The 25,674-nt window shown below is 71.2% G+C and carries 27 protein-coding genes and 1 pseudogene; 13 read left to right on the plus strand and 15 right to left on the minus strand.

All coding sequences use genetic code 11. The features are described 5' to 3' along the window. Positions 1–66: 66 nt before the first annotated feature. From BM236_RS12665 to BM236_RS12675, 3 genes are read left to right on the plus strand one after another with little or no spacing between them, the layout of a single operon-like run. The gene (locus BM236_RS12665) at positions 67–1,137 is read left to right on the plus strand and encodes a glucose 1-dehydrogenase (protein WP_091124352.1); all 1,071 of its coding nucleotides are present in this window, start codon (positions 67–69) and stop codon (positions 1,135–1,137) included. After that, positions 1,134–3,041, plus strand: a complete 1,908-nt coding sequence (locus tag BM236_RS12670; protein ID WP_245750310.1) for a glycoside hydrolase family 15 protein — start codon at positions 1,134–1,136, stop codon at positions 3,039–3,041. The genes BM236_RS12665 and BM236_RS12670 overlap by 4 nt, the downstream gene beginning before the upstream one ends. Positions 3,042–3,059: 18 nt before the next feature. Next, complete coding sequence (locus BM236_RS12675; RefSeq protein WP_091124355.1) at positions 3,060–3,812, plus strand: ZIP family metal transporter; 753 nt, start codon at positions 3,060–3,062, stop codon at positions 3,810–3,812. Positions 3,813–3,865: 53 nt separating this feature from the next. Here BM236_RS12675 and BM236_RS12680 read toward each other — a convergent pair whose 3' ends face one another. Genes BM236_RS12680 through BM236_RS12700 form a run of 5 tightly spaced genes read right to left on the minus strand, consistent with a single transcriptional unit; the run spans position 3,866 to position 9,566 of the window. After that, positions 3,866–4,966 carry an enolase C-terminal domain-like protein gene (locus tag BM236_RS12680; protein WP_091124358.1) on the minus strand — a complete coding sequence of 367 codons (1,101 nt, stop codon included), beginning with the start codon at positions 4,964–4,966 and terminating at the stop codon, positions 3,866–3,868. Between the two features lie 2 nt (positions 4,967–4,968). Continuing rightward, entirely contained in the window at positions 4,969–6,762 is a 1,794-nt protein-coding gene (locus BM236_RS12685; protein ID WP_091124361.1) for a thiamine pyrophosphate-requiring protein, read from the minus strand. Between the two features lie 55 nt (positions 6,763–6,817). Then, entirely contained in the window at positions 6,818–8,455 is a 1,638-nt protein-coding gene (locus tag BM236_RS12690) for a GMC family oxidoreductase (RefSeq protein WP_091124363.1), read from the minus strand. After that, positions 8,452–9,111: a gluconate 2-dehydrogenase subunit 3 family protein gene (locus BM236_RS12695; protein WP_217645324.1), complete on the minus strand. Its 660-nt coding sequence runs from the start codon at positions 9,109–9,111 to the stop codon at positions 8,452–8,454. The genes BM236_RS12690 and BM236_RS12695 overlap by 4 nt, the downstream gene beginning before the upstream one ends. Continuing rightward, positions 9,108–9,566: a hypothetical protein gene (locus tag BM236_RS12700; protein ID WP_091124366.1), complete on the minus strand. Its 459-nt coding sequence runs from the start codon at positions 9,564–9,566 to the stop codon at positions 9,108–9,110. The genes BM236_RS12695 and BM236_RS12700 overlap by 4 nt, the downstream gene beginning before the upstream one ends. Before the next feature lie 125 nt (positions 9,567–9,691). Here BM236_RS12700 and BM236_RS12705 point away from each other — a divergent pair, with 125 nt between their 5' ends. The 6 genes and pseudogenes from BM236_RS12705 to BM236_RS12730 all read left to right on the plus strand — a co-directional run bounded on the left by BM236_RS12705 (position 9,692) and on the right by BM236_RS12730 (position 14,494). Then, positions 9,692–10,189 (plus strand): MarR family winged helix-turn-helix transcriptional regulator, encoded by a 498-nt coding sequence (locus tag BM236_RS12705; RefSeq protein WP_091124369.1) that lies wholly within the window; start codon positions 9,692–9,694, stop codon positions 10,187–10,189. Beyond that, complete coding sequence (locus BM236_RS12710) at positions 10,186–11,103, plus strand: aldose 1-epimerase family protein (protein ID WP_091124698.1); 918 nt, start codon at positions 10,186–10,188, stop codon at positions 11,101–11,103. The genes BM236_RS12705 and BM236_RS12710 overlap by 4 nt, the downstream gene beginning before the upstream one ends. Positions 11,104–11,108: 5 nt before the next feature. After that, a pseudogene (locus BM236_RS12715) lies at positions 11,109–11,845 on the plus strand (cobaltochelatase subunit CobN). Beyond that, on the plus strand, positions 11,773–12,270 hold the full coding sequence (locus tag BM236_RS12720) for an EAL domain-containing protein (protein ID WP_175507676.1): 498 nt from the start codon (positions 11,773–11,775) through the stop codon (positions 12,268–12,270). The pseudogene BM236_RS12715 and the gene BM236_RS12720 overlap by 73 nt, the downstream one beginning before the upstream one ends. 33 nt (positions 12,271–12,303) lie before the next feature. After that, the gene (locus BM236_RS12725; protein ID WP_091124371.1) at positions 12,304–12,981 is read left to right on the plus strand and encodes an SDR family oxidoreductase; all 678 of its coding nucleotides are present in this window, start codon (positions 12,304–12,306) and stop codon (positions 12,979–12,981) included. 136 nt (positions 12,982–13,117) lie between these two features. Further along, on the plus strand, positions 13,118–14,494 hold the full coding sequence (locus BM236_RS12730; protein ID WP_091124374.1) for a sugar porter family MFS transporter: 1,377 nt from the start codon (positions 13,118–13,120) through the stop codon (positions 14,492–14,494). Positions 14,495–14,552: 58 nt separating this feature from the next. Here the strand turns inward: BM236_RS12730 and BM236_RS12735 are convergent, their stop codons facing one another. Beyond that, positions 14,553–15,059: a MarR family winged helix-turn-helix transcriptional regulator gene (locus tag BM236_RS12735; protein WP_091124376.1), complete on the minus strand. Its 507-nt coding sequence runs from the start codon at positions 15,057–15,059 to the stop codon at positions 14,553–14,555. 329 nt (positions 15,060–15,388) lie between these two features. Between BM236_RS12735 and BM236_RS12740 the strand changes: the two genes are divergently transcribed. Continuing rightward, on the plus strand, positions 15,389–16,222 hold the full coding sequence (locus BM236_RS12740) for a potassium channel family protein (protein WP_091124378.1): 834 nt from the start codon (positions 15,389–15,391) through the stop codon (positions 16,220–16,222). 2 nt (positions 16,223–16,224) lie between these two features. Here the strand turns inward: BM236_RS12740 and BM236_RS12745 are convergent, their stop codons facing one another. From BM236_RS12745 to BM236_RS19020, 3 genes are all read right to left on the minus strand, one after another. Beyond that, a complete protein-coding gene (locus BM236_RS12745; RefSeq protein ID WP_091124381.1) occupies positions 16,225–16,563 on the minus strand; it encodes a hypothetical protein in 339 nt (112 codons plus the stop codon). Positions 16,564–16,765: 202 nt separating this feature from the next. Next, complete coding sequence (locus tag BM236_RS12750) at positions 16,766–17,281, minus strand: hemerythrin domain-containing protein (protein WP_091124383.1); 516 nt, start codon at positions 17,279–17,281, stop codon at positions 16,766–16,768. Between the two features lie 248 nt (positions 17,282–17,529). Beyond that, positions 17,530–17,688, minus strand: a complete 159-nt coding sequence (locus BM236_RS19020; protein WP_175507677.1) for a hypothetical protein — start codon at positions 17,686–17,688, stop codon at positions 17,530–17,532. Positions 17,689–17,777: 89 nt separating this feature from the next. On the opposite strand from BM236_RS19020, the gene BM236_RS19025 reads away from it, so the two are divergent. Next, the gene (locus BM236_RS19025) at positions 17,778–17,945 is read left to right on the plus strand and encodes a hypothetical protein (protein WP_175507678.1); all 168 of its coding nucleotides are present in this window, start codon (positions 17,778–17,780) and stop codon (positions 17,943–17,945) included. A gap of 95 nt (positions 17,946–18,040) precedes the next feature. On the opposite strand, the gene BM236_RS12755 is transcribed toward BM236_RS19025, so the two are convergent. The 6 genes from BM236_RS12755 to BM236_RS12780 form a co-directional block, all read right to left on the minus strand. Further along, the gene (locus BM236_RS12755) at positions 18,041–18,436 is read right to left on the minus strand and encodes a hypothetical protein (protein WP_091124386.1); all 396 of its coding nucleotides are present in this window, start codon (positions 18,434–18,436) and stop codon (positions 18,041–18,043) included. A 156-nt stretch (positions 18,437–18,592) separates the two neighbouring features. Beyond that, a complete protein-coding gene (locus BM236_RS12760) occupies positions 18,593–19,234 on the minus strand; it encodes a GNAT family N-acetyltransferase (protein WP_091124388.1) in 642 nt (213 codons plus the stop codon). Continuing rightward, entirely contained in the window at positions 19,231–19,968 is a 738-nt protein-coding gene (locus tag BM236_RS12765; protein WP_091124390.1) for a DUF2306 domain-containing protein, read from the minus strand. The genes BM236_RS12760 and BM236_RS12765 overlap by 4 nt, the downstream gene beginning before the upstream one ends. Further along, entirely contained in the window at positions 19,965–20,276 is a 312-nt protein-coding gene (locus BM236_RS12770) for a hypothetical protein (protein WP_091124393.1), read from the minus strand. Before BM236_RS12770 ends, BM236_RS12765 begins: the two co-directional genes overlap by 4 nt. Positions 20,277–20,557: 281 nt before the next feature. Continuing rightward, positions 20,558–23,191, minus strand: a complete 2,634-nt coding sequence (locus tag BM236_RS12775; protein ID WP_245750311.1) for a winged helix-turn-helix domain-containing protein — start codon at positions 23,189–23,191, stop codon at positions 20,558–20,560. A 264-nt stretch (positions 23,192–23,455) separates the two neighbouring features. Further along, a complete protein-coding gene (locus tag BM236_RS12780) occupies positions 23,456–24,085 on the minus strand; it encodes a helix-turn-helix domain-containing protein (RefSeq protein WP_217645325.1) in 630 nt (209 codons plus the stop codon). Positions 24,086–24,163: 78 nt separating this feature from the next. Between BM236_RS12780 and BM236_RS12785 the strand changes: the two genes are divergently transcribed. Then, complete coding sequence (locus BM236_RS12785) at positions 24,164–25,132, plus strand: NAD(P)/FAD-dependent oxidoreductase (protein WP_091124399.1); 969 nt, start codon at positions 24,164–24,166, stop codon at positions 25,130–25,132. 119 nt (positions 25,133–25,251) lie between these two features. Then, positions 25,252–25,545 carry a putative antibiotic biosynthesis monooxygenase gene (locus BM236_RS19395; protein WP_245750312.1) on the plus strand — a complete coding sequence of 98 codons (294 nt, stop codon included), beginning with the start codon at positions 25,252–25,254 and terminating at the stop codon, positions 25,543–25,545. Positions 25,546–25,674 lie beyond the last annotated feature (129 nt).

Genomic DNA, 25,674 nt, shown 5'->3' on the forward strand with positions numbered 1-25,674 from the left:
TCGAACTGCCGGGTCCCCCGCCCCCGCGGCACGACCATCGGCTCTGCTGGAAAGGTCACCTGCTTGATGCGCGCGCTCACTGTCGATCCCGGTACGCCGACGTCCCTCCAGGTCGAGGAGGTGGCCGAACCGCGTCCCGGCGCCGACGAGCTGCTGGTCCAGGGCCTGGCGGTGGGGGTCTGCGGCACCGACCGCGAGATCGTCCGCGGCGACTACGGCTGGGCTCCCCCGGGACAGCAGCGGCTGACGATCGGCCACGAGTCGCTGGGACGGGTGCATAGCGCGCCGGAGGGCAGCGGCTTCGCCGTCGGAGACCTGGTCGCGGGCGTCGTACGGCGCCCCGATCCTGAGCCGTGCGGAGCGTGCGCCCACGACGAGTGGGACATGTGCCGCAACGGCGAGTACACCGAGCGCGGCATCAAGGAGCTCGACGGCTACGCCAGCGACCGGTGGGCGGTACCGGCACGCTTCGCCGTCAAGGTCGCCCCGCACCTGGGCCTGGCCGGGGTGCTGACCGAGCCGACCAGCGTCGTCGCGAAGGCCTGGGAGCAGGTCGACCGGATCGGCGAGCGAGCCTGGTTCGAGCCGTCCACGGTGCTGGTGACCGGAGCCGGCCCGATCGGGCTGCTCGCCGCCATGATCGCCGTCCAGCGCGGCCTCGACGTGCACGTGCTGGACCGCCTCACCGACGGCCCGAAGCCCGACCTGGTGCGCAGCCTCGGCGCCACCTACCACCACTCCGACGTCGCGACCATCGCGCGGGAAGCCCGCCCCGATGTCGTCATCGAGGCGACCGGAGTCGGACAGCTCATCTTCGACGCCATCGCCGAGACCGGCTCCTACGGCATCGTCTGCCTGACCGGCGTCTCCCCCGCGGGGCGCCGCCTGCAGATCGACGCCGGCGCGCTCAACCGCGAGCTGGTGCTCGAGAACGACGCCGTCGTCGGATCGGTCAACGCCAACCTGCGCCACTACCAGGCCGCGGCGGACGCGCTGGAGCAGGCCGACCCGGCCTGGCTGCGTCGTCTCATCACGACCACCATCCCCCTCGACCAGGCGCCGACGGCGTTCGACCGCTCGGCGGCCAACGACGTCAAGGTCGTGATCACCCTCGACGACCAGGTCGCGTCCGCGTGAGCGGACACGAGCCCACCGCCGACCTGCACGGCTCCAAGCCGATCTCGAGCTACGCGCTCATCGGCGACCTCCACACCGCGGCCCTGGTGGGCTCGGACGGAGCGATCGACTGGCTGTGCCTGCCGCACTACGACTCCGGCGCCTGCTTCGCCGCCCTGCTCGGCGACGAGTCGCGCGGCCACTGGACGCTGGCTCCCAGCAGCGGCGGGCAGGCCACGTCACACGCCTACGACGACGACACCCTCATCCTGCGCAGCCGGTGGGAGACCGAGGACGGCACCGTGGAGGTGGTCGACTTCATGCCGCCGCGCGGCCATGCGGCCGACGTCGTCCGGATCGTGCAGGGTGTCGCCGGGCGGGTGTCTATGACCTCGACCCTCCGCCTGCGCTTCGACTACGGGCGCGTGCGACCGTGGGTGCGGCTCGGGGAGGGCGTTGCGGCTCCTGCGGGCGCCCACGACGACAGGCACGGCGGTGCCGCCGGGTCGGTCCGCAGCAGCGACGACCCCGACGCATCGCGCGACGCGGCGGCGACCGCGGGCCCGGACTCGGTCTGGGTGCACGCCGACGTGCCGTTGTGCCACGACGGCGACGCCCTCCGCGCCACCTTCGAGGTGGCCGCCGGCGACGAGGTCGCCTTCGTCCTCACCCATCGCGCCTCCCACCTCCCCCGGCCCCCGATGGCGCAGGCGGGTCCCGCCCTGGCCCAGACGCGGACCTTCTGGGAGGAGTGGATCGGCCGGTGCTCCTACACCGGCCGCTGGGCGCCGGAGGTGCGCCGCTCGCTGCTGCTGCTCAAGGCGCTCACCTTCGCGCCGACCGGCGGGATCCTGGCGGCGGCGACGACGTCGCTGCCCGAGCAGCTCGGCGGCGTGCGGAACTGGGACTACCGCTACTGCTGGCTCCGCGACGCCACCTTCACGCTGCAGGCGCTGCTCGGCACCGGCTACACCGACGAGGCGAAGGCCTGGCGCGAGTGGCTCATCCGCGCGGTGGCCGGTGACCCGGAGAAGCTCCAGATCATGTACGGCCTCGACGGCACCCAACGCATCCCGGAGCACACCCTGGACTGGCTGCCCGGGTACGCCGGATCGGCGCCCGTTCGCGTCGGGAACGCGGCCGCCGACCAGCGCCAGCTCGACGTCTGGGGCGAGGTGCTCAACGGCCTCTACCTGGCCCGCGAGTCCGGCCTGGAGGTCGCCGAGTCGGCCTGGGACGTCCAGCTCGCCCTGCTGGACTGGCTGGAGTCGAACTGGCAGGAGCCCGACAACGGCCTGTGGGAGATGCGCGGCCCACGCCGCAACTTCGTGCACTCCAAGGTGATGGCCTGGGCCGGCGTGGACCGGGCGATCCGGACCGTCGAGCAGCACCGCCTGGACGGCCCCGTCGACCGGTGGCGCGCGCTCGCCGCCCAGATGCACGACGAGGTCTGCCGGCGCGGCTACGACGCCGACCGGGAGACGTTCACCCAGTTCTACGGCTCCCACGGCTTGGACGCCGCGCTGCTCCTGCTTCCGCGGGTCGGCTTCCTGCCCTGGGACGACCCCCGCGTCCGTGGCACCGTCCGCGCTGTGCAGCGCGAGCTCACCCGGGACGGATTCCTCCTGCGCTACGACCCGGAGGCCGACGGCGGCCCCGACGGTCTGCCCGGCACCGAGGCGGCCTTCCTGGCCTGCAGCTTCTGGCTCGCCGACGCCCTGCACGGGATCGGGGAGACCGATGAGGCCGAGGCCCTCTTCACCAAGCTCATCGGGCTGCGCAACGACGTCGGGATGCTGAGCGAGGAGTACAGCGCCGCGCACGGTCAGCTCGGCAACACGCCCCAGGCCTTCAGCCTGGTGGGTCTGGTCAACACGGCCCGCCACCTCAGCGACCCCAGCGGACACGGGTACGACACGGCCTGACGAAGGAAAGGTTCCACCATGCCAATCTGGCTCCAAGCAGGTCTGTGGGGACTCCTCGCCGGCGGCGCACTCGTCATCGGTGCGCTCGTCGCCTGGTTCGCTCCCGTCCCCCGCAAGGTCGTCGCGTCCGTGATGGCGTTCGGGGCGGGCGTGCTCATCTCCGCGCTTGCCTTCGACCTGGTCGACGAGGCCGAGACGAGCGGCGGGCTCGTCCCCACCGTCAGCGGGTTCCTGGGCGGCGCGGTGGTCTACGTGGCCGCCAACATCGCCCTGGCCCGGCTCGGGGCTCGACACCGCAAGCGGTCGGGCGAGGAGCAGCCCTCCGAGTCCGAGCAGCAGGGCAGCGGGGCCGCCATCGCCGTCGGCGCGCTGCTCGACGGGGTGCCCGAGTCGATCGTCCTGGGTCTGTCCCTGCTGGGCGGCGGCGGGGTCGGCGTGCCGGTGCTGGCCGCCATCTTCATCTCCAACCTGCCCGAGGGACTCTCGAGCTCGGCCGGCATGAAGCGCAACGGACGCAGCGCCGGCTACGTGTTCGGCGTCTGGATCGGGATCGCCGTCGCCAGCGGACTGGCCGGGCTGATCGGCTGCCTCGTCCTGCAGGACGCCTCCGATGGCACCATCGCGGTGATCACGGCCGTCGCGGCCGGGGCCATCCTGGCCATGATCGCCGACACCATGATCCCCGAGGCGTTCGAGAAGACCCACATGTACGCCGGGCTGATCGCGACGCTCGGCTTCCTCGCCGCGTTCACGATCTCGCGCGCGGGCTGAGCACGCCCCAGTCGGCGCCGGGCCGTACGTCGGCGGCCGGCGTCCGGCTGGAGCTATCCGACCCGGAAGCGGGCCGCGTCCTGCGCCCGGAAGCTCAGGCCGTTCCCGGGCCGCTCGGCGCTGGGAGCGATCGTGCCCCCCAGCGGGTCGAGCGTGCCGTCGAAGAACATCGACTCGATCCGGACGTGGTCATGGAACCACTCCAGGTGGCGCAGGTTGGGGGTCGCTGCGGCCGCGTGGGCGTGCAGGTGGGGGGCGCAGTGCCCGGAGACCTCCAGCCCGAAGGACGCCGCTACCGCAGCGACCCGCATCCACTCGGTGATGCCGCCGCAGCGCGAGGCGTCGGCCTGCAGGCAGTCCACGGCTCCCGCCGCACACATCCGCCGGAAGTAGACGATGTCGGACCCGTACTCCCCGGCCGCGACGTCGGCCGTGACCCGGTCGCGCACCTCGCGGAGCCCGTCGAGGTCGTCGGAGGGCACCGGCTCCTCGAACCATCGCACGCCCAGGTCGGCGGCCGCGGCCATGACGCGGACCGCCTGCTTGCGCGAGTAGCCGCCGTTGGCGTCGACGAAGAGCTCGGCGTCGCCGATCGCCGATCGCGCCTGCTCCATGCGGGCCAGGTCACGGTCGGCGGCGGCTCCCCACGACTCACCGATCTTGATCTTCACCCGCGGGATCCTCTGCTCGAGCGTCCAGTGGGTCAGCTGCTCCCGGAGCTGCGACTCGTCGTAGGTGGTGAAGCCGCCGCTGCCGTAGACAGGGACCTCGACGCGCACGGCACCCAGGAGGCGGTGGAGCGGAAGGTCGAGCAGGCGGGCCTTGAGGTCCCACAGGGCGGTGTCGATCGCCGAGATCGCGTAGCCCGCCACGCCGGCACGGCCGACGTTGCGGACGGCCTTGACCATGGCGCCGAAGCTGCCCGGGACGTCCATCGCGTCGCGGCCGACGACGACCCCGGTGAGCAGGTCGCTCACCAGGGTCGCGCACGCGGCCGGTCCGTAGGTCCAGCCGGTCCCGGTCGTGCCGCCGGAGCGCGCGGTGACCAGCACCATCGTCGTGGCGTCCCAGGCCATCGTGCCGTCACCTTCGGGTGCGTCGGTGGGCACGGTGTAGACCGACACGTCCAGGGTGGTGACCGGTGCGTCGCGCATGGTCAGCCGCTCGAGTGCGGCAGGAACTCCTGGGCCTTGGTCTTGAGGCCCTCCTTCACCATGCCCCACCGGTCCTCGTCGCCCTTCATCACGGCCTGGGCGGCGTCCTTGATCTGGGCGAAGGTCGCATGCGGCGGGATCGGTGGCACGTCGGGATCGGTGTGGAAGTCGATGACCGTCGGCCGGTCCGCCGAGAGGGCGCGGTCCCAGGCCGACGCGACGTCCTCGGGGGCGGTCACGGTGATCGCCTGCAGCCCGAGGGAGGCGGCGAAGGCGGCATAGTCGACGTCCGGCAGCGTCTGGGACTGCGCGAACTTGGGCGAGCCGGCCATCGCCCGCATCTCCCAGGTGACCTGGTTGAGGTCGTTGTTGTGCAGGATCGCGACGATCAGCCGCGGGTCGCTCCACTGCTGCCAGTAGTGCTTGATGGTGATCAGCTCGGCCATCCCGTTCATCTGCATCGCCCCGTCGCCGGCGAAGACGATGACGGGCCGCTCGGGGCAGGCGAACTTCGCGCCGATGCCGTAGGGCACACCGGGCCCCATCGTGGCGAGGTTCCCGGAGAGGGAGCCGCGCATGTCGTCGCGGAACCTCAGCTGCCGCGCGTACCAGTTGGCCGACGATCCGGAGTCGGCGGTCACGATCGCGTCGCCGGGCAGCCGCGGCGACAGCTCGGCGAAGGGCAGCATCGGGTTGATCGGCTCGGCGCTCACCCGGGCCTGGGCGTCCATCACCTCCCACCAGCGCTCGACGTTGGCCTCGATGCTCTCGCGCCAGGAGCGATCGGTCTTCCGGGTCAGCTGCGGGATCAGGGCCCGCAGGGTGGCGGCCGCGTCGCCGACGAGGTTGATCTCGTAGGGATAGCGCATCCCGATGTAGGTGGGGTCGATGTCGATCTGGACGCCGCGGGCCCGGCCGAACTCCGGCATGAACTGCGTGTAGGGGAAGCTCGACCCGACGGTCAGCAGGGTGTCGCAGTCCATCATCATCTCGTAGCTCGGGCGCGTGCCGAGCAGGCCGATGGACCCGGTGACGAAGGGCAGCTCGTCGGAGAGCACGTCCTTGCCGAGCAGCGCCTTGGCCACACCGGCGCCGAGCAGGTCGGCGACCTCGACGAGCTCCTGACGCGCGCCACGGGCTCCGACGCCGGCGAGGATGGCGACCTTGCTGCCGGCGTTGAGCAGCTCGGCCGCGGCGGCGATGGCGGAGGACTGCGGCTCCGGCGTCGGCCACTCGGTCCCGATGCTGGAGGGCACCATCTTGAACGCGTGCGTGGGCGCCGAGTACTCCAGCTCCTGGACGTCGGAGGGGATGATCACCGCCGTGGGCGCTCGCCGTGACAGCGCGGTCCGGATCGCGCGGTCGACCACGTTGGGCAGCTGCTCGGGGACGGTGACCATCTGGACGTACTCGCTGGCGACGTCCTTGAAGAGCGTCAGCAGGTCGACCTCCTGCTGGTAGGAGCCGCCCATCGCAGATCGCGCGGTCTGACCGACGATCGCGACGACGGGCACGTGGTCGAGCTTGGCGTCGTACAAGCCGTTGAGCAGGTGGATGGCACCGGGGCCGGAGGTGGCCATGCACACGCCGAGGTGTCCGCTGAACTTGGCGTAGCCCACCGCTTCGAAGGCGCTCATCTCCTCGTGGCGGGACTGGACGAACTCGGGGTCGTCCTCCGCGCGGCCCCAGGCGGCCAGGATGCCGTTGATCCCGTCACCGGGAAAGGCGAAGACCTTGCTCACACCCCAGTCGCGGAGCCGCTCGAGCAGGTAGTCGGCGACGTTCTTCGATGCCATGTGATCCTCCTTCGGGTGGTCAGGTGATCGTGACCCGCGCTGTACTCGGGACCGGTCAGTCCTCGACGCTCGTACGGCGGGCAGCCAGACGCTCGGCGGTCCGTGCCGCGAGCGCCATGATCGTCAGCGCTGGGTTGGCGCTGCCCTGGGTGGGCAGCACGCTGCCGTCGGTGATGTAGAGGTTGGGGACCGCGAAGGTGCGGCAGTCGGCGTCGACCACGCCGTCCTTCTCCCTGGCCGCCATCCGGGCGCCGCCGACCAGGTGGGCGAACCGGTCGATGGTCATGACCTCACCGGCGCCGGCGGCACGCAGGAGGTCCTCCATGACCGTCCGGGCGGCCTTCATCAGCGCGGTGTCGTTGTCGCACTGGCTGTAGGCGAAGTGGGCGACCGGCATGCCGTAGCGGTCGGTCTCCTCGGCCAGGATCACCCGGTTCTCGGCCTGCGGCAGGAACTCGCACAGGGCGCCGAGGCACGACCAGTGCACATAGTCGCTCATGTAGTCGCGCAACGCGGCCCCCCAGTGACCCTGGGCGGCGACGTGCTCGGCCCACGTGATCGGCAGCGGGGAGACGGTTTGGATGGAGAACCCACGCTTGTAGGGCTTGGTCGGGTCGGTCTCGTAGAACGCCTCGGTGCTCACCTCGGGCGGCGGCGCCTTGTACATGCGCACCTCCGCGTCGAACCTGCCGGCTGTCTGCGGCGCGCCCTGCACCATCAGGTAGCGGCCGACCTGGTCGAAGTCGTTGCACAGGCCGTCCGGGAAGCGGGGCGAGGCCGAGTTGAGCAGCAGCCGCGGCGTCTCGATGGAGTAGCCGGCGATCGCGACGACCTTGGCCCGCTGGAAGCGCGGACGGCCGTCGCGGACGTAGTGGACGCCGGTGGCGCGGCCCGAGCGCTGGTCGATCTCGACGCGGGTCACCATCGCGTCGGGCCGGACCTCGGCACCGTGCGCGAGCGCGTCGGGGATGTGGGTGATGAGGGGCGACGCCTTGGCGTTCACCTTGCAGCCCTGCAGGCAGAAGCCGCGGTAGATGCAGTGCGGTCGGTTGCCGAACCGGCCGTTGGTGATCGCGACGGGGCCGACCTTCGCCTCGATCCCCAGGGCGTAGGCGCCGCGCAGGAAGATCTCCCCGTTTCCGCCGACCGGGTGGGGGCGATGGGGATACCTGTGCGGGTCGCCCCAGGGCCAGTCCTCGCCGGCGACCGGGAGCTCCCCCTCGATCGCCTCGTAGTAGGGCTTGAGGTCGGGGTAGCCCAGCGGCCAGTCGGCGCCGACCCCGTCGCGCGAGAGCGTCTCGAAGTCGCTGGGATGGAACCGTGGCGTGTAGCCGGCGTAGTGCACCATGGACCCCCCGACGCCACGGCCGGAGTTGTTGGATCCGAGCGGGACCGGGTCGGACCCGGAGATGAGGCGAGGCTCGGTCCAGTAGAGGTGGTGCGAGCCCGCTTCGTCGCTGACCCAGTCGGCGTCCGGGTCCCAGAACGGACCGGCGTCGAGGGCGACGACCTTCCACCCGGCGCGCGCCAGCCGCTGGATCATCGTCGAGCCGCCGGCACCGCAGCCGACCACCACGAGGTCGACCTCGTCGGTGTCGGCGAAGGTCCGCATGTCGCGGCGCAGCCGGTGGTTGGTCCGGGTGCCGTCGTTCGGGAGGAGCCAGGCCGACTCGTTCCGTGCCCGCACGCTCATCGCCGGCTCCGAGCAGGGTCGTCGCCGGGACGGGCGTCGCGCACCTCGAACGGCTCGCGCGCATCGACCCCGGTGTTCTTGTAGCCGCGCGGGTAGGCCGGGCCGGGGAAGCCCATCTCGTCCCACGCCGAGGGGTGGGAGTAGAAGGCGGTGCACACGTAGCGCGTCCACAGGCTCCACACGTGCCTGGCGCACAGGCCGTGCCAGCGATCGGACCCGAGGTCCTGGACCTGCTGGATGAGCGTCTCCTGCTCAGCGACGGAGCAGGCCGCGAAGCCGTGACCGAAGCGGTCCCGGGCGTCCTGGTCCAGCGCCGCGAGCGTGTCGCGCCAGGCCTCACCGTCGTGCGGCATGTCGTCGTAGCGCCAGCCGTCGGTCTGCTTCTCCGCCAGGCGGGCGTCGATCATGTTCAGCACCGCGACCCTGGTCCCGCGACCGACCCGCTTGGCGTGATCCTCGCCCGGCTCGCCCAGCAGCCGGTCGCACAACGCGGTGCCGACGGCCTCCTCCTCCGGGGTGAAGAACCGGATGTCCGGCGGCATGCCGAGTCGTGCCATCACGGTCCCGGCGGTGACCGGGTCCCAGTGGCCGGCCTGGGCCAGCGCGTCGAAGCCGGGGAACCGATCGTGACGCTCCCCCGGCGCTACGTCGCTCACCTCTCGCGCCGCAGGAGGGCGGCGAGCAGCCCCATCCCGCCGACCATCGTCACCAGCAGGGGGGCGAGCAGGGGTGGGCCCATCTCGATGTTGTAGCGGGCGTTGCGCCACCCGCCGGGCTTCTGCGCGATCCCGCGCGCGTGCAGGTAGGTGCCCTGGAGCCCGTTGGCGACGATCGCCGCGGACGCCAACGGCAGCGCCGTCTTCGCCATCCGGTGGCTGCAGAAGCCGGCCACGCCGGCCGCGGCCCCGACGGGGCCGAGCGCGACCGGCAGCCACATCAGCTTGTTCCCGAAGCTGGCCGAGTCGTGCTCGAAGTAGATCTCAGCGGCGGTCACCAGCGCACCGGCCGCGGTCAGCGCGGAGAGCGTCCGCTCGAAGCGTCCGGTCTCGACGTTGCGGACCAGGCGGTCGATGCCGTGCCTGGCCGGGGTGATGGTGGAGATGGCTGCCATGTCTGCTCCTACGGGTTGGGCGGCACGCTCGCCGGGCCGACGACCAAGAGCGCAGCACGTTTGCGTATACGCAACTGTACCCGCAATATTTGCGGCCAAGCAACCACTGGAGGACAATCACCGCCATGGCAGAACCGGACCAGGACCCTCAGGCCGACGCCAGGGACGTCGAGCAGATCGACGCGGTCATGATGGCGCTGCAGGCGCTGGTCGGCATCGCGGCGCAGTCGATCACCCAGGTCGAGGACCAGGTGACGCTCCCCCAGCTGCGGGTCCTCGTGCTCATCGCGAGTCGCGGAACGCTGAACCTGAACGCGCTCGCCGAGGCGATGAACGTGCACCCGTCGAACGCGAGCCGCTCGTGCGACCGCTTGGTGGCCGCCGGCCTGCTCAGCCGCACGGAGTCCCCCCTGGACCGGCGCCATCTGATCCTGGGGCTCACCGACCAGGGCCGGGAGCTGATCGGCACCCTGGTCGAGCACCGGCGCGTCGCGATCGGCCACGTCCTCGAGCGAGTACCCGAGAGCCGCCGGCGCGCACTGGTCAACGCCATGCGGGCGTTCGGGAAGGCCGCCGGAGAGAGCTCGGCGGGCGAGGCATGGAAGATGGGGTGGCACCGATGACGTCACCACCGTCGGGAGAGCAGTACCGGATCAGCCGCGGCGACCAGCGCGCGACGATCGTCGAGGTCGGTGGCGGTGTCCGGGAGTACGCCGTCGGCGACCGCGACGTCCTCCAGCCCTATCCGTCCGACGCCATGTGCGACGGGGCCCACGGCGCCCCGCTGATCCCCTGGCCCAACCGGCTGGCCGACGGCCGCTACCGCTTCGACGGGACCGACTACCAGGTCGCGCTCACGGAGCCGGAGAAGCACAATGCGATCCACGGGTTCCTGCACTGGCGTCCGTGGCAGCCGGTCGACCGGCGACCCGACGGCATCACGATGGCGGCCACCCTCTTCCCGCTCCAGGGCTACCCGTTCGCCCTCGACCTGCGCCTGGACTACCAGCTCAGCGACGACGGCCTCGCCGTCACCACGACGGCGGTCAACGTCGGCGACCGGCCGGCACCCTACGGCTGCGGGCAGCACCCCTACCTCTCCCCCGGCGACGACTCCATCGACGAGTGCACCCTCCGGCTCGAGGCGGGGACGCGCGTCCTCACCGACCCGCAGCGGCAGCTGCCGACCGGTCGGGAGCGGGTCGCCGGCACGGCGTACGACTTCCACGAGCCGCACCTGCTGGGCGACCTGCGCATCGACCACGCCTTCACCGACCTGCGGCGCCACCCGGACGGCCGGGCCTGGCTCCGGCTGACCGGGACCGACGGCCGCACCGCCCAGCTCTGGGTCGACGAGACCTACCCCCTGCTCGAGGTCTTCACCGCCGACACCCTCGCGCCGCCTCGCCGGCGGCGCGGGCTGGGCGTGGAGCCGATGACCTGCCCGCCCAACGCCTTCCAGAGCAACGAGGGCGTCGCGCGGCTCGAGCCGGGCGCCACGCACGTCACCCGCTGGGGCGTCTCGCTGGCCGACTAGGTGTGATGTCCAGGGAGGTTGGTCATCACAACTCGGGGGCCCGGGCCGCCCGACGACGCTCAGCCGAGCCAGGTGATGCCGCCCTCGACGCGTGCCACGGCACCGTTGGCCTCCCGCCGAGCCACCACTACCTCGCGGCCTACCGGTGGCTGGAGCACGGCTTCGAGGCCGACGCCGTCGTGCACCTGGGCAAGCACGGGTCGATGGAGTGGCTGCCGGGCAAGAACGCCGCGCTGTCGGCCTCCTGCGGTCCGGATGCCGCGATCGGCAGCATGCCGCTGATCTACCCGTTCCTGGTCAACGACCCCGGCGAGGGCGCCCAGGCCAAGCGCCGGGCGCACGCGACGATCGTCGACCACCTGGTGCCGCCGATGGCGCGCGCGGAGCCCTACGGTGACATCGCGCGGCTCGGGGGCTGCTGGAGGAGTACGACAAGATCTCGGCGATGGACCCGGCCAAGCCGCCGGCGATCCGCGGCGAGATCTGGCAGCTGATGCACGCCGCCGAGCTGCACCGCGACCTCGGCCTCGAGGAGCGACCCGGCGACGAGGAGTACGACGACTTCCTGCTCCACGTCGACGGGTGGCTGTGCGAGATCAAGGACGCCCAGATCCGCGACGGGCTGCACGTGCTCGGGGCCGCGGCGACGTACACGTCCCGACCAGCGAGGTGGACGCCTTCGAGGCACAGGCCCGCGGCCTGGTCGAGGCGTTCGTGCCCCCGGCCGAGGAGGTCGGGCTGATCCGGCCGCTGACCGTCCTCACCATGCGCAAGGCGCTCGACGAGGTGCTCGGGTGGCGCCGCGCGGGCCTCGGCGTCGCGGTCAGCGTCAACCTCTCCGCCCAGCTGGTCGACGACCGCTCGGTTCCGGGCCTCGTCGAGGAGATGCTGCAGGAGCTGCGGGCGCTGGGGGTCCGCATCGAGCTCGACGACTTCGGCAGAGGCTATGCCTCGGCGCGGACGCTGCGCGACATCCCGCTGGACGGGGTCAAGATCGACCGGGACCTCGTCAGCGACCTCGAGTCAGGCCTCGACGCACTCCGCTCCCTCGGTGCCGACGTCGTCCAGGGCTACCACCTCGCCCGGCCCATGCCGCCCGAGCGCATCCGGCACACGCTCGCCGAGGACGCCGCGGCCCTCGACGCCCGGACGCCGGTCACGCCCTGACCGGCAGCGACCGGCGTCCGTAGGGTGGTGGGCATGGCCCGAATCGCAATCGTGGGAGCACACGGGCAGGTCGCCCGCCACCTCGTCGACCGCCTCGCCAGCGGCGGTCATCAGCCGGTCGGCCTGGTGCGCAACCCGGCCCACCGCGCGGAGCTCGAGGGTCGCGGCGCCGAGGTCCGGATGCTCGACATCGAGCAGGCGGACATCGACACGTTCGCGTCCGCGTTCGAGGGATGTGACGCCGTGGTGTTCGCCGCCGGGGGCGGCCCCGACGGCAACAAGGAGCGCAAGCGCACCGTCGACCTCGAAGGCTCGCTGAAGTCGATCGAGGGAGCCCGGCGAGCCGGCATCGACCGGCTGGTCCAGGTCTCCGCGATCGGCGTCGACGACCCGCTGTCCGACGATCTCGGTGAGGTGTGGCGCGCGTACGTCGAGGCGAAGCGCGACGCCGACGCCGCACTGCGTGCCAGCGGACTGCGGTGGACGATCATCCGACCCGGCCGCCTGACCGACGAGCCCCCGACCGGCCGCATCTCCCTGGGCGAGGACGTCGACCGAGGCGACGTCACCCGGGCCGACGTCGCCGCAGTCCTCGCCGCCGTGCTCGACGACGAGGGAACGGTCGGCCGGCAGTGGGACGTCGTCAACGGCGACGTGCCGATCGAGGACGCCGTCCGACGCGAGGTCGAGGCCACCACCCGCGAGGAGTGATCCGTCGGCCGTGCCGTCCGGCGACGGCCGCGCGCCAATCCCCCCTGAGCGGGCCGGACGTGTGCGCTCCCCCGCACCTGGTTACAGGCACCTGCGCTGACGCAACTATTGCGACGATCGAGCAAGGGGTGGTCCAATGGGCTTCGTCAAGGACGTGCGTGCGACCGGCAACGGCCTCCTCGTACGCGTCAGCGTCATCGCCGCGATCGGCGGCCTCCTCTTCGGCTACGACACCGGCGTCATCTCGGGCGCCCTGCTCTACATCCGCGACGACCTCCACGCGAACAAGTTCGAGCAGCAGGCCATCGTGGCCGTGCTCCTGCTGGGCGCCATGGTGGGAGCCCTGGTCTCCGGCTACCTCGCGGACCGGATCAGCCGCAAGTGGACCAAGGTGCTCTCCGGCGGCATCTACTTCTTCGCGGCGATCGGGTGCGCCCTCAGCGTCAACGCCGAGATGCTCATCGGCTTCCGGTTCATCCTCGGCCTCGCGGTCGGCACGGCGTCCTTCGTCTCGCCCCTCTACATCTCGGAGGTGTCGCCGAAGCGCATCCGCGGCGGGCTGACCTCGTTCAACCAGATGGCGGTGGTCACCGGCATCCTGGCCGCCTACATCGTCAACTACCTGTTCAAGGACGTTACCCACGAGTGGCGGTGGATGCTCGGCCTGGCCGCCATCCCGGGGGCTGCGCTCGCGGTGGGCATGCTGACCGTCCCCCGCACCCCGCGCTGGCTCGCGGCCGCCGGGCGGCACGACAAGGCCCGCGAGGTCCTCGAGAGGCTACGCAGCGGCGACGAGGACGCCGACGTCGACGCCGAGCTCGACGAGATCGAGGAGGCGAACGACGCGGAGCGGGAGACCTCGGTGCGGACGCTGTTCGGGCCACGGCTGCGGCCGGTGCTCCTCATCGGCGTGACCCTCGCGCTCGCGCAGCAGCTCGTCGGGGTCAACACCGTGATCTACTACGCGCCCACCATCCTGAGCGACACCGGGCTGACGAACTCCGCCTCCCTCGCCGCCACCCTCCTCGTCGGCGTGACCAACGTGGTCTTCACGGCCGTCGCCGTGCTGCTCCTGGACCGGGTCGGACGCCGGGTGCTGCTGAACACCGGGACGGCGATCCTCCTCGTGGCACTGCTCGTCCTGGGCGCCTACTTCAGCTCCAGCACGCTGCAGGACGACTACGGGTGGCTCGCCCTGGCCGGCCTCATCCTGTTCATCGCCGGGTTCGCCGTCGGCCTGGGACCCGTCTTCTGGCTGATGATCTCGGAGATCTTCCCGAGCGGCGTGCGCAGCAAGGCGATGTCGGTGACGACGGTGTGCAACTGGGGCGCCAACTTCCTGGTCGCCCAGACGTTCCTCACCCTCAGCGGCTGGATCACCCGGCAGGGCGTGTTCTTCCTCTACGCCGGCCTGGCCGTGCTCGCCCTGGTGTTCTTCGTCCTGCGGGTCCCCGAGACCCGCGGGAAGTCGCTGGAGAAGATCCAGGACGAGGTCGCCGGCGGTCAGGAGTGACCGTGCCGTCGAGCCGAGGATGAGGGATCAGCCGGCGCCGCGCGTCATGGCCGGGCGCTCAGCGCAGCCACGGGATCAAGGAGTTCTGCCCGCCTGCGCCGGGCTGCAGACCGGCCGTGGTCGCCGCGGCGAGGAACGACTTCACGCCCGCGGCCAGACGCCGCTGCCCGGCCGGCGAGAGCTGCCCGACGATGCTGTCGAGGATGCGCTCGCGCTCCGCCATCACCGCGTCGACCACCTGCGCCCCGTGCTCGGTCAGCGAGAGCGAGACGTGCCGGCGATCGGCCTCGTCCTCCACCCGCGTCACCAGTCCTGCGGCGACCAGCTTGTCGCAGGTCCGGCTGGCGTTGGAGGAGTTCACGCCCAGACCCTCGGCGATGCCGCTCAGGTTCATCGGCGCCCGGAAGCGGAGCATCACCAGCACGCGCAGCTGCGGCACGCTGATCGACTCGTCGACGGCTCGGAAGGTACGCGCGACGACGGCCGTCATGAGGCGCGAGGCGTCCATCATCGCCTCGGTCGCCTCGCGACGCGGATCCTTCGACGAGGGCGCTGCGGCGTTCATGGCGCCAGCCTAGGAGGTCGATGGGTCGACCAGCGGGTGAGCGTCGCCGTGTCCCGGGGCGAGCTGCCGCCGGCGTACGCAGGGCGGGCGGCTGTCAGGGGCTACGCCGGTGACCTTCGTGGCAACGGCCGTCGTGGGCGGGCTGCTCATCCTGAGCTCCGCGGTCGACGTGTTCTACACCGTGCCGTTCCCGGGCAGTGGACGAGGCCCGGTACGCCGACCCCTGAGCCGGTCGGTCGACGCAGCGTTCCGCGCCACCCGGCACCTCCCCCCGCGGCCCGCGACGCCGTGCCCGCGCGTACGCCGGGCCGAGCCATGTCGCGGCCACCATGCTGGCCTGGTTCGGCCTCCTGGTGGTGGGCTGGGCTGCCGTCTACCGGCCCGCTCTCGGGGACGGCATCCAGGCGGCCACGGGCGCGACGGACGCGTCCTGGGGAACAGCGCTCTACTACAGCGGCTACACCCTCACCACGCTCGGCCTCGGCGACGTCGTGGCGGTGACGCCCTTCTACCGTGTGCTGACCGTCGCGGAGGCGGCGATGGGGTTCGCGACGATCACGCTGGCCATCTCCTACTTCCTGTCGGTCTACAGCACGTTGACCTGTAGGAACTCCTTCGCCCTCTCGCTGCACCAGCGCAGCGCCGGAACCGGCCGCGGTGTCGAGGTCGTCCGGGCCCTGTGGCAGGAGGGTCCGGCGGGCGCCTCGGTGCTCCTGGCCGAGATGGCCACCGAGATGCGCCGGCTGCTGGAGACGCACACCTCCTACCCCGTGCTCCCGACCTTCCATCTCGGGCGGGGCTACGACGCCCTTCCGGGCATCCTGCGGACGACCTGGGAGACCGCGACCGTGCTGCGGACCGCCGTGGCGGTGCCCGAGGACCGCCCCGAGCTGGCGGGGACCAGCGTCCGCGAGATCGCGAGCTCCGCCGAGGAGATGTGCGCCCGGCTCCTGCGTCGTCGTGAACCGCCGGCTGCGTCCGCGAAGCAGCGTGAGCAGTGGGCGCTCGACTACTCGGAACTGTTGGACGACCTCCGGGCCGGGGGCCTGCCCGTGCGCCAGGAGGCGGAGAGCGAGTACGTCCGCGTGCGCAGCGCCTGGGACCCCGCCCTCGCGGACCTCGCCGCCCAGCTGCTCTGCGACGAGGACGCCGAGGAGGAGTGACCTCAGGGAGCAGAGCCGGCGGGGCTGCCGTCCTGCTGCTCCATCACCCTCACCAGTCTCCGCCGGGCGGCGTCGAGCGGTGGCGGGGGCGGCATCTGGTCGAGCAGCGGGAGCAGGCAGGAGATCTCCTGGCAGAGCCGGGCCGCGACGTCGGGCGGCGCACGAGGCAGCAGGTCGGCATAGATCTGCAGGGCCTGGGCGGCGGTCAGGTGCTGGTGGGACTCGTGGGCGCTGACGGTCGTGTAGACGAGCACGAGCAGCAGGATGAGCGCCACGATGGTCAGGCACGTGGCGACGCCGGCACCCACCAGCGGGGGCTTGCCGTCCTGGACGGCCACCATGACGACGAAGCTGTAGACGGACAGGCCGACGAAGAACCCCAGCAGTACCCGAGCCGCCGGATTTCATGCGAACGTATCACTATTGCGTCCGCGCATGCGTCGAGGGCCTCACCATCGGCGTGGACTCCGCAGGCCGGCGGCGCTGACGCCCGACCGCACGCCGGCCGATCGCCGCGGGCCTACCCCCGCCGGCCGCCGTCGATCAGCGGTGCTCGGCGACGTACGCGCCCGGATCCTTGTCGACGGGCTCCAGTCCGGCCCAGTGGCGGGCCTCGAAGGTGGCGAAGCGAACCGCGATGTCGTGGCGGGTCTGCAGATCCGCATGCTGCCGGAAGTCGGCCAGGTCCTCCCGCTCCTCCTCGGCCATGTGCTCACTGTTGGCCTCGCGTGCCTCACGGACGACCGCCCACCACTCCTCGCTGCCGACGGTCGCTGCCGCGACCTTGCGGATCGCGTCGCGGATGTCGTTGTGGTCCTTGATCGCGTCCTCCGTCTCCGCGCCGGGGCCGTCCTCGGACCCGGGGCCACCGTGCCCGAGGCGGAGCACCTCGGGGTAGAAGTAGCGCTCCTCGGCCTCTGCGTGGACCTCCAGCAGCACAGCCAGCCTGCGCCACACAGCTGCCAGCGTCTCGACGTCGCCTCGCTCCACCTCGTCGAGCAAGGCGAACTGACGCCGCTGCTCGTGGTGCTGGAAGAGGATCAGTTCTGTGATGTCCATCTGCGCTCCTAGCGTTCGTCGTCGGATCCGGAGGGAGGCGGGCACGGCTCGCCACATCACCGCAGACGCCGCGCACCGGCCCCTCCTGGCTTCGACAGTAAGGCAAAGGTTGCGTTAGCGCAGTCGTCGATGGAGGTCCGTATCGGACGGTGCTCGCGGCCTGCCCGTGGGACCGTCCGGGGCGTAGCATCCGACATCCGCTGCGGGCAGGGTCCCGCGGTCACACCAGCGCGGGCGGAATCCCAGGGCTACTCATCGGACCGGACCTCGCGCGTGGCCCCGCCGACGAGCGTGATGCTGTAGGTCCACTCCCCACCCATGCCGGGGTTGTCGCCGCTCCCCTCCCCCGCCGGCCACCAGGCGGTGAAGCGGCCGTCCTGGAGCGACGCCTCGACCTCGGGGCCCACGGGTTGTTGCTCACCCGCGAGCAGTACGAGCGCGCTCGTCCTGCTCGACCAGATGCGGGCCCAGGCCGCGCACCCACCTCCAGGCCGACGTGACCTGGCACTCGCTTCGGCGCCGCTTCGCCCGCACCCAGGTCGACCTCTACGAGGCACCCGAGAAGGAGCTGCTCCGGCTCGGCGGATGGGACGACATCCGCACCATTCAGGTCCGCTACTACCGCAGCGGCGAGGAGAACATCAAGTCCGGCACCGCCGGATGACCAACGGCCTCCCCACAACGCTGCCGCCCGACGGTACCGACGCGGGCGTGCGCACGGCCCAGGATGGTAGGCGTCGAGCAGCACGCGGGAGGTCGTCACGCGTCAAGCCGTGCTCCACGTGGGATCGCCCGCCAGGGCTCGCCCTTCTTGAGCCAGAACCGACGCCAGGCGTAGCGCCAGGGGACGACGGCTGCGATGACGACCACCAGTGAGCAGTTGACGAGAACGGTGGTGGTCGCAGCGTCCAGGTCGCCGGCGATGACCTTGGGGAGTGCGACCACGGAGAGCCACAAGACCTTCCAGGCCGTTTCCAGGAGCAGCAGCGGGAGCAGCTTGGCCGGGTAGCGAACGCCGAGGAGCGCGAACAGCGACATCGCGACGAGAACGCACACGGTGACGCCTTCGTACAGCGGGAGTGTGTGCGCTTGTGGAAGGAGCGGCCACTTCACCACGACGAGCCCCAGGCCCATGAAGAGGTAGCCGACGCGCATCACGTTCAGGCGAACCACCGACAGGCCGGCGGCTGTTGCAGCCACTGCGGGCGTTCGGCTGACGGTCTGGCTGGGTGGGCCGCCGTGTGGTCCGGCTCGTGAGCCGGCAGTTGTGCTGGTCATGGAGATCTCCTGGGGTAGGTGAGGGGTTGCGGACTACGCGTTCCATTCGTCGGCGAGGAGGGCGTAGCCGACGGTGTCGAGCCAGGCGCCGGAGCGGTGGAGGGACTCGGCGATGGCGTGGGTCTCGCGCCGCCTCCCGACCCGTTCCATCAGTCGCCAGGAAGCGTCGTTGTCGAGGAAGCAGTTCGCGACGATGCGACGGACTCCGAGGTCCTCGAAGCAGTAGCGCAGGAGCGCTCGGACGGCTTCGGTGGCGTATCCGTGGCCAGCGTAGGCGGGGTCGAGGACCCAGCCGAGCTCTGCTTGGGTGCCCTTGGCCTGGGTGGTCATCTCGAGCTGTGCCCAGGCGTCTTCGCGGCGAAGCATGAAGTCACCGATGACGGGCGCGTTCTCGCCGTGGCCGAGCTCGATGATGACGGTGTTGGCGAGGCGTTCCGGGTCGCCGAAGAGATCTCGGTAGCCGTCGAGGTCAGGTGGGCGGCCGGTGAGCCATTCGTTGACGGAGTCCAGCTGCCGAAACGTCCAGGTGGCGTCAGTGTCGCTGAGGGTCGCCGGCCGCAGCGTGAGCCGCTCAGTACGCACGACGCGCTCGAGTACCGGTGAGGGCCGTTCGCTCGCGACACTGTCGGCGGGTGTGTTGTCGGGTTTGGTGCGGGCCGCGGTGGTCGTGGTCATGCCGATGCTCCTGTGCGGTTGAGTAGGTCGTCGCCGTGGCTGCGCTGTCGGTGCCGTTCGCGAACGGGGCGCGGTCGGCGGCGGATGGCCCATTCGGCGATGGCGAGGTTGATGAACCAGCCGGCGCCCTTCGCGAGGTCGTCTCGGACGTCGCCGGTGCCGAACAGCGCGTGGCCTAGGGGTTCGGTGAGGACCTGGGTTCCTGCCGCGAGGCCGATGGCGTAGGCGCGCACCATCCAGGCCCGGTGTGCCCCGATGTTGCGGGCGGAGGCGGCACGGACCCCGAGAATGATGGCGCCCATCATGGCCGCGGCGAACACCAGCCGGAACGTGTAGAGCACCTCTCCGGTGCCCGGCTTTGGTGAGTACGCCAGTGTCAGCCAGAGCGCGGACCCGGCGACCATGAGACCGGCGACGGCAAGGATGCGGCCTGCGCGCCGGTGCCACGTCAGGTGCTTGCGTCGGAACCGGGGCATGAACTGGACGATGCCGACCAGCGCGAAGACCGCGGCACCGACTATGTGGACGACAAGGGCGATCGGGAACCCGGTGAACCGGTCGTCGGCAGGAAGGACCGCGGGGCCGCCGCCGAGCTGGATGAGGCGCAAGGTGCCGGCAGTCAGCGGGATAGCGCTCAACCCGAGGAGCGCGGCTGGCACAGGCCAGCTGCTCCGGGTCCGGGTGCCGCCTTCGGTGGAACTGCGGGCGGTGGCGGGTGTGGCGATCTGGTTCATCGCTCGCCCCCGGTGGCGCCCTGGGCGTCGTCCGCCGGGCCGGTCTGGACCCTAGCGACGGAGATGAGCGGCATACCGAGGTCGCGAAGCCGGGCGAGCATCCCGTGCAGCGCGGCCTGATCTGCGACGGGGCCACGGAGGATCGTGGTGACACCCTGCCCGGCGCTTCCGGGGCTGTCCGGACTCGGGTTGGGAATGCTGGTCAGGGTCATGCCGTCGAACCACGCCAACCACCGTTCGTGGAGGCGCCCTTCGAGGCGGATCTCGTACCGACCGGGCTCGTGCTCGCCAACGGGTGGGGTGTTCACCGGGCTGCTCCTCTTGCTGGTCCTGACGGTTCCAGCGAGAGCTGGAGTCGTCCTGATGCCTGCAAGCTAGGAGCCGAAGCGATGAGCGGTCGTCACATCATGTGGTGACCAAGGTGGTGAACTTGCCCTTCGCACGGATCCAGCTGGTCTTCGGATCGCTGGCGCTACCCATCTGGTTGCTCGCGAAGGGTTTCCAGGGCACTCCTCGCGTACTGACGTACACAGCTTCGACGCTCGCGACGACACTCAAAAACCGGGACATGCAGCCACGTTGACGGGGTTCAGCGGGTTGCAGCCCGGGACAAGAGGCCGAGCCGGTGAGCACGGCTGATGGCGGCGCGTCGGTTGTTCACGCCGAGCTTGGTGTAGATGTGCTTGGTGTGGGTGCGGACCGTGTTCAGGGACACGACGAGCTGGCGCGCGATGGCGGGACCGTCGAGGTCTGAGCCAAGAAGTCGCAACACGTCGAGCTCACGGTCGCTCAGCGCTTCCACTAGTACCGCCCCTGGGTCCGGTGGCCCTGTGGGTGAAGCACCAACTCCTGGGGCGGCGCCGCCGTCGGCCACCTCGGTCGCGCTACCGCTTCCCGTCACGGCAGTCAGCAGCTCGTGCACATACCCGGACTGGGGCTGGCGGGACGCGAGCTCGCGAAGCGACGGTGTCAGGGCGGAGGCGGCGTCGACGAACACGCGGACCCAGCCGTCGGTCTCGGCGAGGTCGACCGCGTGACGAATGGCTTCGAGCGCGGCGTTCCGGTCCGCGGCCGCGTCGTGTGCAACGGCTCGGAGCACCTCGAGCTCGATGACCGACCCGACCCGGCCGCCATCGGAAGCCGCGGCCAGCAGGCGGTCCAGGAGACCGACCGCGGCGTCCAGGGGCCCCCGGGATCCGGTGGAGGTGTGCTCTGCCAGCAACACCCTGGCGAGGGTGATGTGCTCGTACTCGCGGAAGTAGGACAGCTGGTCGTCGACCGCGACCCCGTGGTCGCGCGCCCAGGCACGCGCCCCAGCGAGGTCTCCACTGGCGGCCAGGATCCGCGCGCGGGAGGCGTGCACCGGTTGGACGTTCGGGGAGTAGTCGCCGACGTAGACCCGCTCGGCCTCGTCGAGCAGCTCGAGGGCTGCGGCCAGGTCGCCCTCGGCCGCACGGAGTCGGGCCATGCCGACTCGCCACCGGTACGGGTTCTGCGGCAACGATGCGGCCTCCCCGAGCTCGTCGGAGCGACGCAGGTACTCGGCTGAGGCGACCAGGTCGTTGCGGTACCACGCCATGCGGCTCAGGCCCACGAGCATGTCGGCGGTGCCCCGCATGACGCTTGCCCCAGGCGGAGTGTTGGCCTCGGCCAGCCCGAGCGCGTGAGCGAAAGTCCTCTCGGCGTCGCGGAGCCGGCCGAGGCGCAGCTCCATGTCGGCCATCGCGACGGAGCAGCCCAGCACGTCGGCGATGTGCCCGACCCGGGTCAGGGCCGGGATGGACCGGGCGTAGCTGGCGTGGGCCGCCGTGATGTCACCGGTCGACCAGGACGCCAGCCCGGACAGCGCCGCCGCTGCCCCGACCGCAAGGTCGTCGCTCGCGACGGCGAGGTCGATGGCGCGTTCGGCGCGAGCGATGGCACCGGGTGGGTCGCCACCGAGGAGGGCGACCGCGGCCCGGTACATCTCGACGGCGGCCGGGACCCGGGCGAGCTCGCCGGGGTCTCGGACCACGAGCTGCGCGGCCGGCTTCCTCAGCAGCTGCTCAACGTGATCGAGGCGTCGCTCGACGCCGTCGAACTGGTTGCTGGCCATCAGGCCGCCGATGAGCGCAATCGCCAAGACGGGGCGGTCTCTGAGGACCTCGTCGGGCACCTGGTCTGCCCAGCGGCTGAGGAGGTCCTCGCGTCGCTCACGCCCCAGGGTTCGGAAGGAGCTCTCGATGAGGTCCGCCGCCTGGTCGAGGTCGTCGCCGGCCAACGCGTGCCGCACGGCGGCTTCCACCTGGCCTGCTTCGGCGTACCAGGCGGCGGCTCGGCGGTGCAACCCGGACACGTCGCCGGGGCGTTCCTCAAGGAGGTGGGACTGGAGCACGTCGCCGAACAGGTGGTGGTAGCGGTACCACGTGCGTCGCCCGTCGAGAGGGACGAGGAACAGGTTGGCGCGGTCGAGCACCTCCAGCATCGCCTTGCCGCTACGCCCGCCCGAGCGTGCGGGCGGGCTGACCGCATCACACAGCTGTCCCGTGAGTCGCGAAAGGATGGAAGTGTCGAGCAAGAAGCGGCGCACGTCGTCGGGCTGGCGGCTCAGGACCTCGTCGGCGAGGTAGTCGACGACGAACCGGTCGTCGCCGGCAAATCCGGCAATGAACGCGGACGGGTCGTCACGGTCACGCAGCGAGATGGCGGCGAGCTGGAGAGCCGCCACCCAGCCCTCGGTGCGGGCCTCCAGTGAGGCGATGTCGGTGACGGTGAGTGCGAAGCCGTGGAGATCATTGAGGTAGGAGGCGACCTCGTCGGGCGTGAAGCGGAGGTCGGATGCACGGATCTCGAGCAGCTCTCCACGTGCCCGTAGCCGCGACAGGGGCAGTGCGGGGTCGACGCGGGTGCTGATGACCAGCCTCAGCTGCGGCGGCATGTGGTCGACGAAGAACGCCATTCCGGCCGCGACATCGACGCTGTCGGCGAGGTGGTAGTCGTCGAGAACCAAGGTGACGTCGCCAGGCTGGACGCTGAGCTCGTTCACCACCCCGGCGAGTACGGCCTCGACCGGCGCCTGCCCGGACCGGAGCAGGGTGAGTGCAGCAGCACCGGAGCCCGGGACCGCTCGGTCGAGGGCCATGAGGACGTAGGTCCAGAACGTGCTCGGCTGACGGTCGCGGCCGTCGAGCGAGACCCACGCGACGGGGTGCTCGCCCGCAGCGCTGTCCTGTCCGGTGCTCATCCACGCGCCGAGAAGCGATGTCTTGCCGAATCCGGCGGGTGCAGAGACCAGCGTGACCGGTGAGCCGGTTGCACGCTTGAGCATGTCGGCAAGCCGGGGGCGCGCAACGACATCGCGTCGTGGACGCGGTTGGAGCAGCTTCGTCTCCACCAGTGGGTCGGCCATGCGGCTCCCCTTCCTGGGCATCGGACCGCACGCCCCCTGAGCGTAGGGCAGAACAGGGTCCTCGGTGCGGGGTCGACTAGCTCCTTGACCCCTGCTGGTTCAGCGCGCTGACTCGGACGTGCTGGCGTGGGTGTGCATCCGTTCACCGGGTCGGCCGAAGATGCTCAGGACCTCGGCGGGTCCATCGCCGGTGCTGCCGAACCAGTGCGGGACCTGCGTGTCGAACTCCGCGGCCTCTCCGATGCCCAGGACGATGTCCTGGTCGCCCATGACGAGCCGCATCTGCCCGGACAGCACGTAGAGCCACTCGAACCCGTCATGCGTGCGCGGCTTAGGGTCCGATTGGGTCTTGGGGATGACGATCTTCCACGCCTGGATGCCGCCCGGGCGCGTCAGCGGCAACACGGTGCGCCCGTTGACGCGACGCGGCTTCAACCGGATGCGCGGGTCGCCCACTTCAGGTGCGCCAACCAGGTCGTCGATGGGCACCCGGTAGGTCTGGGCCAGCGGCAGCAGCAGCTCCAGGCTCGGACGCCGCTGCCCGTTCTCCAGCCGCGACAAGGTGCTCTTGGAGATCCCGGTCAGGGTCGCGACCTCGGTGAGAGTGACGCCGCGCTGCTCGCGAACACGCCGCAACCGTGGGCCGACCAAGTCGAGCGCGGCCGCGATCGGGCCCGTGCTGTTCGCGGGAGCGCTGGCAGCGGCGGAGGTGCTTCGAGGGTCGGCCATGCACCCCATTGCACCGCCTGGTTCCCAGAATCTGCAACAACCGTTGTCGAAGGCACGTGGTCCGACGACTCTGGTGCCATGAACGACTACGACGTGGTGGTGGTCGGCGGGGGCGCCGCCGGCCTCTCAGCAGCCTTGGTTCTCACCCGCGCCCGTCGCGGAGTCGCCGTGGTCGACGCGGGCCAGCCGCGCAACGCACCAGCGGCCCACATGCAGGGCTTCCTCGGCTCCGACGGGCTCGCGCCGACCGAGCTGCTCGCAGCGGGCCGCGCCGAGGTCACCCGCTACGGCGGTCAGCTGGTCTCCGGCACGGTCGCATCCATCACCGCATGCCCGCGCACCAGTGCCCACGACCGCCGCGGCTTCGAGGTCGTGCTCGCGGACGGCTCCGCACTCAGGGCGCGCCGCGTCCTGGTCACGACGGGGCTGCGCGACGACATCCCTGACACCCCCGGTGTCCAGGAGAGGTGGGGCCGCGACCTGCTCCATTGCCCCTACTGCCACGGCTACGAGGTCCGCGACCAGCCCCTCGGCGTCCTCGCCGGCGGCCCTGTCTTCATCGAGGACGCCCTGGCGCACGCGCACCTCATCCGCCAGTGGTCCGACGACGTCGTGTTCTTCGCCAACGGCGGCTCCTTGACCGTCGCGCAGCGTGAGCAGCTCGTCGCCCGCGCCATCGGACTCGTCGAGACACCGGTCGCCCGCCTCGTCGTCGAGGACGGCCGGCTGAGCGGTGTCGAGCTCGAAGGCGGCCAGGTCGTACCCCGGACCGCGGTGTTCGTCCGCCCGCAGTTCGTTCCGAACGACACGCTGCTGACCGGCCTGGGATGCGAGACCGGCCAGAACCACTGGGTCACGGTCGATGCCACCGGGCGCACGAGCGTCCCGGGCGTTTGGGCAGCCGGCAACGCCGTGAACCCGCGCGCCCAGGTCATCACCGCCGCCGGCGAAGGCTCCGCGGCCGCCATCGCCATCAACAACGACCTCGTCGACGAGGACCTCCCCATCACGGTCGCCAACTTCCGACTCGGCCTCCAGGTCGGCTGACCCCATCCACTGGGCCATCTCCGGCCCGGTCCCACCGATAACGCGGCCGCGGCCGCACAGGTCCGGACCAGCACGCCCGCTGACCCGGTGTCCGCCCTCGACTCCGAAGGAGCATCACCATGTCCAACCCCAGCCCCACTCCCAGTCCCGGCAAGGCCGGCACCGGCTCGGCCGCCGGCGCGGTCGGACCGGTCGGACCGCCCTCGAAGCATCAGCTCGCGCTGATGATCTGGATCGCTGTCTTCCCGACCCTCACGGTGCTGAACCTGACTATCGGCCCGTCGCTCAAGGACACCAACCCCGTCCTGCGGACCTTCGTCCTGGCGACCATCGCGGTCCCCATCGTCATCTACGGCCTCATGCCGCGTCTGCACGAGGCCCGTGGCCGCATCCTCGGCCGCCGCGCCGCCTGAGGTTCCACCCCCTCCCGTACCACCACGAACGCGGAGCGTCCTGACTCGTCGGCCGGGAGCCGTCCTCCCCCGTACGGCGTCCGCCCGACGTCGTCGCGGTCCACGACCGCGACACCAGCGCCCCCGGTT

Origin of the sequence: Nocardioides terrae, assembly GCF_900112345.1 — a bacterium.
In the GTDB taxonomy this organism is placed as follows: Bacteria; Actinomycetota; Actinomycetes; order Propionibacteriales; family Nocardioidaceae; genus Nocardioides; species Nocardioides terrae.

What these genes read in the sequence shown, in the direction of transcription:
- BM236_RS12665 (WP_091124352.1), top strand. Translation starts at nt 67, where the DNA reads ATGCGCGCGCTCACTGTCGATCCCGGTACGCCGACGTCCCTCCAGGTC.
- BM236_RS12675 (WP_091124355.1), top strand. Translation starts at nt 3,060, where the DNA reads ATGCCAATCTGGCTCCAAGCAGGTCTGTGGGGACTCCTCGCCGGCGGC.
- BM236_RS12680 (WP_091124358.1), bottom strand. Translation starts at nt 4,966, where the DNA reads ATGCGCGACGCACCGGTCACCACCCTGGACGTGTCGGTCTACACCGTG.
- BM236_RS12685 (WP_091124361.1), bottom strand. Translation starts at nt 6,762, where the DNA reads ATGGCATCGAAGAACGTCGCCGACTACCTGCTCGAGCGGCTCCGCGAC.
- BM236_RS12690 (WP_091124363.1), bottom strand. Translation starts at nt 8,455, where the DNA reads ATGAGCGTGCGGGCACGGAACGAGTCGGCCTGGCTCCTCCCGAACGAC.
- BM236_RS12700 (WP_091124366.1), bottom strand. Translation starts at nt 9,566, where the DNA reads ATGGCAGCCATCTCCACCATCACCCCGGCCAGGCACGGCATCGACCGC.
- BM236_RS12705 (WP_091124369.1), top strand. Translation starts at nt 9,692, where the DNA reads ATGGCAGAACCGGACCAGGACCCTCAGGCCGACGCCAGGGACGTCGAG.
- BM236_RS12710 (WP_091124698.1), top strand. Translation starts at nt 10,186, where the DNA reads ATGACGTCACCACCGTCGGGAGAGCAGTACCGGATCAGCCGCGGCGAC.
- BM236_RS12725 (WP_091124371.1), top strand. Translation starts at nt 12,304, where the DNA reads ATGGCCCGAATCGCAATCGTGGGAGCACACGGGCAGGTCGCCCGCCAC.
- BM236_RS12730 (WP_091124374.1), top strand. Translation starts at nt 13,118, where the DNA reads ATGGGCTTCGTCAAGGACGTGCGTGCGACCGGCAACGGCCTCCTCGTA.
- BM236_RS12735 (WP_091124376.1), bottom strand. Translation starts at nt 15,059, where the DNA reads ATGAACGCCGCAGCGCCCTCGTCGAAGGATCCGCGTCGCGAGGCGACC.
- BM236_RS12740 (WP_091124378.1), top strand. Translation starts at nt 15,389, where the DNA reads ATGCTGGCCTGGTTCGGCCTCCTGGTGGTGGGCTGGGCTGCCGTCTAC.
- BM236_RS12745 (WP_091124381.1), bottom strand. Translation starts at nt 16,563, where the DNA reads ATGGTGGCCGTCCAGGACGGCAAGCCCCCGCTGGTGGGTGCCGGCGTC.
- BM236_RS12750 (WP_091124383.1), bottom strand. Translation starts at nt 17,281, where the DNA reads ATGGACATCACAGAACTGATCCTCTTCCAGCACCACGAGCAGCGGCGT.
- BM236_RS12755 (WP_091124386.1), bottom strand. Translation starts at nt 18,436, where the DNA reads ATGCGCGTCGGCTACCTCTTCATGGGCCTGGGGCTCGTCGTGGTGAAG.
- BM236_RS12760 (WP_091124388.1), bottom strand. Translation starts at nt 19,234, where the DNA reads ATGACCACGACCACCGCGGCCCGCACCAAACCCGACAACACACCCGCC.
- BM236_RS12765 (WP_091124390.1), bottom strand. Translation starts at nt 19,968, where the DNA reads ATGAACCAGATCGCCACACCCGCCACCGCCCGCAGTTCCACCGAAGGC.
- BM236_RS12775 (WP_245750311.1), bottom strand. Translation starts at nt 23,191, where the DNA reads ATGAGCACCGGACAGGACAGCGCTGCGGGCGAGCACCCCGTCGCGTGG.
- BM236_RS12780 (WP_217645325.1), bottom strand. Translation starts at nt 24,085, where the DNA reads ATGGCCGACCCTCGAAGCACCTCCGCCGCTGCCAGCGCTCCCGCGAAC.
- BM236_RS12785 (WP_091124399.1), top strand. Translation starts at nt 24,164, where the DNA reads ATGAACGACTACGACGTGGTGGTGGTCGGCGGGGGCGCCGCCGGCCTC.
- BM236_RS19395 (WP_245750312.1), top strand. Translation starts at nt 25,252, where the DNA reads ATGTCCAACCCCAGCCCCACTCCCAGTCCCGGCAAGGCCGGCACCGGC.